4 protein-coding genes and 1 pseudogene are annotated in these 5652 nt (G+C 71.6%); 1 reads left to right on the forward strand and 4 read right to left on the reverse strand.

Annotated features, from left to right (window positions below; translation table 11 throughout):
- A partial coding sequence (locus VN520_RS25990) for a TerD family protein (protein ID WP_325749373.1) occupies positions 1 to 437 on the forward strand: 437 nt, incomplete at its 5' end.
- 112 nt (positions 438 to 549) lie between these two features.
- On the opposite strand, the gene VN520_RS25995 is transcribed toward VN520_RS25990, so the two are convergent.
- The 4 genes and pseudogenes from VN520_RS25995 to VN520_RS26010 form a co-directional block, all read right to left on the reverse strand.
- Positions 550 to 780, reverse strand: a complete 231-nt coding sequence (locus VN520_RS25995; protein WP_014156926.1) for a hypothetical protein — start codon at positions 778 to 780, stop codon at positions 550 to 552.
- A 251-nt stretch (positions 781 to 1031) separates the two neighbouring features.
- Complete coding sequence (locus VN520_RS26000) at positions 1032 to 2492, reverse strand: alkaline phosphatase PhoX (RefSeq protein WP_325749375.1); 1461 nt, start codon at positions 2490 to 2492, stop codon at positions 1032 to 1034.
- 253 nt (positions 2493 to 2745) lie between these two features.
- A complete protein-coding gene (locus tag VN520_RS26005) occupies positions 2746 to 5064 on the reverse strand; it encodes an esterase-like activity of phytase family protein (RefSeq protein WP_325749374.1) in 2319 nt (772 codons plus the stop codon).
- A gap of 181 nt (positions 5065 to 5245) precedes the next feature.
- A pseudogene (locus VN520_RS26010) lies at positions 5246 to 5652 on the reverse strand (hypothetical protein); the annotation flags it as partial.

The following is a 5652-nucleotide window of genomic DNA, read 5'->3' on the forward strand; positions in this document are numbered from 1 at the left end:
TCGACGCCTCGGTGATCGCCTTCGGCCCCAGCCGCAATCATCTGGACAGCTGCTACTTCGGCAAGCTCTCCATCCTCAACGGCGCGATCAAGCACTCCGGCGACAACCTCACGGGCGAGGGCGCGGGGGACGACGAGGTGATCGTCGTGGACCTCGGCCGGATCCCCGCCGACGCGACCGGTCTGGTCTTCACGGTCAACTCCTTCACCGGGCAGAAGTTCACCGAGGTCGCCAAGGCCTACTGCCGGCTGATCGACGCGGCGACCGGGGAGGAGCTGGTCCGCTTCGACCTGACCGGCGCGGAACCGCAGACCGGCGTGATGATGGCCAAGCTGATCAAGCAGTTCTCCGGCGAGTGGGAGATGACCGGAATGGGCGAGTTCGTGAAGTCACGGACCGTCCGCGGCATGGTCAAGCCGGCCTCGAAGGCTCTGTAGCACCCCTCACGGGTGCCCCGGAACGGCTTCCGGGGCACCCGACGGGTTTCCCCTCAGGTGCCCCGGATCCGGAGGGTCTCCGGTGGGACGCTGTGCGTGCTCGTCCGCCTTCTCAGAGCTTGGTCAGCTTGGAGTACGGGCTCAGGATCCTCCCCTGTCGCCCCGAGAAGTCGATGAGCACTGCGTCGTTGTCGCCCTCGACAGCAAGGACTCGGCCGAGTCCGAACTGGTCGTGCGACACCCTGTCGCCCACATCGAAGCATTCGACCGGTGGGGCCGCCTGGGCCGGGCGGTTGAAGGGACTGGAAGGCAGGTGACGCCGGGATCCGGCTGACTGTTTCATTACGGTCGAGTATGCGCCCTGTAAGCGCCCGACGCCATGCCCGACCGCTCCGGAGGGGCAGTAGTGCCGCATTCGTAATCAGCGGCTCCCCGGCCCGTTCCGTGCTCCTGCCCGCTTCCCGCAAGGGCACCGGGCAGGACACCGCGCCGGAAAGACCCCCCGGACGTGTGGCGGTTCTCGCTTCCGGACGGTGCGCGTCCGGCCCGGTCACCCGGCGTACGCCTCCCCGTACACGCCGCACCTGCGGGTGGTCAGTGCTTGTGCGGCTGACGCTTCCACGGCCCGGTGATGGCGAGCATGATGCCGGGGTTCTGGATGTTGGCGAACAGCGTCCTGCCGTCCGGGGAGAAGGTGACCCCGGCGATCTCGCTGTAGGAGGGGTCGTCCTCCGTGCCCGCGTTGAGGTCGTTGCGTGCGATCGGGTAGGTGCGGCCGCTGTCGGTGGCGCCGAAGAGGTGCTGGATGCCGTTGCCGTCCTCGGAGATGACGATGCCGCCGTACGGGGACACGGTGATGTTGTCCGGTCCGTCGAAGGCGCCGTCCACGGACGGGTCCGGGTTGACTCCGAGGAGGACCTTGAGGGTGACCGTGCGGCGCTTGGGGTCGTAGAACCAGACCTGGCCGTCGTGGGCCACGGGGCTCTCGCTCCGGGCGAACGAGGAGACGAAGTAGGCGCCGCCGTCGCCCCACCACATGCCCTCCAGCTTGCGGGCGCGGGTGACCTCGTTGTCGGCGAACTGCTTGCGCACCGAGACGGTCCTCGCGTCACGGTCGGGTACGTCGACCCAGTCCACGCCGTAGACGGTGCCGATCTCCGTGGCGCGGGACAGGTCGTCGACGAACACGCCCTTCTTGTCGAAGCACTTGGTGGCCTGGAGGACACCGGCGTCGTCGGCGAGGGTGCGCAGCTTGCCCCGGCCGTGCTTGAAGCCGTGCGGCGGGACCCAGCGGTAGAGCAGGCCGTTGGGGCCGGACGCGTCCTCGGTCAGATAGGCGTGGCCCCGCTTCGGGTCGATGACGACGGCCTCGTGGGCGTACCGGCCGAAGGCCTTGACGGGGCGCGGGTCGCGATTGGCGCGCCTGTCGTACGGGTCGACCTCGAAGACGTAGCCGTGGTCCTTGAGGAGACCGTTCTTGCCGGCCTTGTCCTCGGTCTCCTCGCAGGTGAGCCAGGTGCCCCACTCCGTGCTGCCGCCCGCGCAGTTGGTCGACGTACCCGCGATGCCGACCCACTCGGCGGTACGGCCGTCGCGGCGGGTCTCCACGACGGTGCAGCCGCCGGCCGCGACCGGGTCGTAGACGAGGCCCTCGGTGAGCGGGACGGGGTACTTCCAGCCGGCCCGGGTGCCGCTCAGCTCGTGGTTGTTGACCAGGAGGGTGACACCGCGGGGGCCTTCGAAGGCGGCCGTGCCGTCGTGGTTGGAGGGGGTGAACTCGCCGCTCTCCAGCTTGGTGACACCGCTGTGCGTGACGATCCGGTACGAGAATCCGGCAGGCAGCGCGAGGATGCCCTTCGGGTCGTCGATCAGCGGGCCGTAGCCCAGTTCCTTGTCGTGCCCGTGCCCGTGGTCCCCGTGGCCGTGCTCGTGACGTGCGTCCTCGGCGGCCAGCGCGCCGGGGGCGGTCGCCAGTGCCCCGACGGCGCCGGTGAGGGCGATGCCCGCGCCGGTGAGGGCGGACGATCTGGTGAATTCCCTGCGGGTGAAGGACATCGCGGACTCCTGGTGCAACATGACCGAGTGGTTGGCCCGATCACGTTCCCTCCCTCCCGCCAACTCCAGCTGAACACCACCCGGCGCGCCGGGGGACCGTACCTCAACCCGGTCCCCGGACCGGGACAGAACCGCCCAAAGACCTGGCCGAAACGAACCGGGGCTGGCCGAAACACACCGGTCCGTCGAGCTGCTGGACACGCCGGCGCCGCCTCCACCGCGACGGGTGGAGGCGGCTGGTGCCCCCGGGCGGTCAGCCGCGGCCGAGGACCTTGCGGGCGGGTCCGAGGTCGAGGAAGACCGTCTCCCCCGTGGAGTCGTCCAGACCGTCGTTGTCGGTGACCGCGTAGACGTGGCCGTTTCCGGCCACGGTGAGGCCTTCCAGCTTCTCCTGCGTCCAGCCCTTCGTGGCCCGCAGGGCGGGCAGCACGTCGTGGGCGAGGGTCTTCGGCAGGACGGTGAGGGCGCCCTGCGGGGCGGCGGTCCGGGGCAGGCCGACCGTGTGGATCCGCTTGACCCTGGCGGCCGGGCCGTTCAGCTTGTCGCGTTCGACGACGGCGAGCCTGCCGCCGGCCACGGTGATCTCGGACAGGCCGATCCAGTCACCGGCCGCGGTGGTGGTGCCGAGCCGGTAGCCGTACCAGCTCCAGGTGCCGGCCCGGACGTCGTAGCGGCCGAGGCGGACCACTCCGGCCGGGTCGGCGGCGGTCCCGCGCTGGAGAGCCGCCCAGACGATCTCGCGGCCGTCGCGGTCCGTGGTGGCGGTGACGCCTTCGAAGCCCTGCGGACCGAGGCCGGCGGCGACCTCGGACGGGACCGGGACGACCTGCTGGGTGACGCCGTGGCGGTCCAGGCGCACCAGTTGGTTGCCGGGCCCCTTCTTGCCCTCGACGGCCAGCCAGAAGCCGCCCTGGGGCCGGGCGTGGATGCCTTCGGCGTCGTAACCGACGGGCTCGCCCGCAGCGTCCTTGACGGTCAGCTCGCGCGTGATGACGGCGGGCTCGCTGTCCGCGTCGACCGTGAGGATACGGGTGGTGGAGTACGCCGCGTCGGTGACGGTGTACAGCTCGTCGGCGCGGCCCGGCACGGCCGACAGGGCACCGAGCGCGCCCCAGCCGATGGGGGTGCCCGTGGAGTCGTCGGCGGACACGAGCGAGGGGAAGGAGGGAGCACCCTCGGCCGGACGGAACAGGCTCACCGAGGCGCGCACACCGGCCTCGGCGTCGTCCTCCTCGCTGGAGACCGCGAGCAGTCCGCGCGAGGGGATCGGCAGCAGGCCCTCGGGACCGTTGGTGGCCGGCAGCACCTGCTTGAAGACCGGGCGGGTGGGCCTGCTGATGTCGTAGACGGCGACGAAGTTGCCGCGCTCGGAGCCGACGAAGGCGTGGCGCACACCGTCGTACGTGGCGATCGCGAGCCCTTCGGGCTCGGTGCCCTTGTTCTCGGAACGGCCGTCGTCCAGCAGGCCGTGACGCGCCGCTGTGTGCTCGAAGCTGTTCCCGGCGTCCCAGGCCACCTCGCCGGTGCGGCTGTCGAAGACGCTCCAGCCCCGGGTGCCGCCCTTCCAGTCGCCCTCGTTGGCGGTGGCCAGGTAGCGGTCGTCGATCCAGCCCAGTGCGTCGGGTTCGCGCGGTACGCCGCCGAGGGACCCGGTCTGGTCGATGACGCCGTCCTCGACGGTGTCGACACCCTCGACGGAGGCCGTGCCGGCGGTGAACGCCTTGGTGAGACGCCCCGACGCGAGGTCGATCATGACGACGCCGTTGTTCTCCTGGAGGGTGACGGCGAGCTGGCCACGGCTGTTGACGGAGACGTACTCCGGCTCCGGGTCGGTGGGCTCGGTGATCCCGGCCGCCACCAGCGCGGGCAGCGCGGAGCCGTCCGCCCGTGTCAGCGGCACCGCGCGGGTGGACCACCCGGCGGGCGAGGCACCCTGGAGGTCGACGATCTGCACGAACCCGGCGGGCGCCTGCGGGAGATCACCCTCCTCGCCGCCCGCAGGGGCGGCCTCCTCGTCGCGCTCGTTCTCGATGGCGACGGCGGCGTACCGCTCGTCCTTGCTGATCGTGATCGAGTCGGGCTGGCCGCCCAGGTCGTGGCTGGCCACCCGCTCGCGGGTGGCCAGCGAGATGACGTCGAGGCGGCCGGAGGGCCGGGTGTGGCTCGCGCTGGTGTTCACGACGACCAGCACGTACCGGCCGACGACCGACACCGAGGTCGGCTCGTCCTCGGCGTCGCCCAGTTCGGCCAGGGAGAGCGTGCCGAGCCCCCTGGGCCGGCCGGCGTCGCCGATGTCCAGGAAGCCGATGCGCTTCGCGGCGGCGTCCGTGTAGATGAGGGTGCGGCCGTCCTCGCTGGTCGCGGAGATCTCGGCGACCGTCCGTGCCGCGGCGTCCTCACCGGCCGGCCGGTTCTGGAACACCGGGTAGGTGGCGGCACGTTCGAAGGCCGCCGCCCTGGATCCGCGGTCGCCGCCGTGCGGCTGACCCGCGTTCGCCACGCCTGCGCCCGCCAGGGTGCCCGCGGTCATGGCCAGGACCGCGAGCGCGGCGCAGGTTCTCTTCGGGAGCATCGTTCCTCCGGTTCGGTCCACTGAGGAACCGGATGCTCGCAGTCATGGACCATGACCGGCGGACCACCCGGTGAACGGACGGCGAAGACCAGGGGCACCACCGGAAACGGACGGGCCGCGGCAGTCGTCGTGCCGCGGCGCCGCCGTGCCCGTGCCTCGGTCCATCTGCCGCGACCGCGCCTCAGTCCTTCTGCCGCGACCGCGCCTTGTACGCCGCCTTGCGGGCGGCCTTGGAGATCTTCCGGTCCCGGTGCAGCCGTCCCACGGCTTCGAGCACCTCCGCCGTCGCGGGGTGCTCCACCCGCCACGCCTCGTCGAAGAAGCCGCTGTGCTGCCCCGACAGGCCCTCGACCAGCTCCTGGAGCTCGTCCAGGTCGCCGTCGGTGTCCAGTTGCGCGGCGATGGTGTCCACGGCGAGCCAGAAGATCATCGCCTCCGGAGGCGCCGGCACGTCCGCCGCGCCACGCTCCGCGAGCCAGACCCGCGCCAGGCCGCCGAGCTCGGGGTCACCGAGCACCGCGCGTACCGAGGGCTCGGCCTCCGGCCCGACCAGGGCGAGGGCCTGCTGGCAGTGGAGCCTGCGCAGCG

This window comes from Streptomyces sp. (genome assembly GCF_035563135.1).
Lineage (GTDB): Bacteria > Actinomycetota > Actinomycetes > Streptomycetales > Streptomycetaceae > Streptomyces.

What these genes read in the sequence shown, in the direction of transcription:
- VN520_RS25995 (WP_014156926.1), bottom strand. Translation starts at nt 780, where the DNA reads ATGAAACAGTCAGCCGGATCCCGGCGTCACCTGCCTTCCAGTCCCTTC.
- VN520_RS26000 (WP_325749375.1), bottom strand. Translation starts at nt 2,492, where the DNA reads ATGTCCTTCACCCGCAGGGAATTCACCAGATCGTCCGCCCTCACCGGC.
- VN520_RS26005 (WP_325749374.1), bottom strand. Translation starts at nt 5,064, where the DNA reads ATGCTCCCGAAGAGAACCTGCGCCGCGCTCGCGGTCCTGGCCATGACC.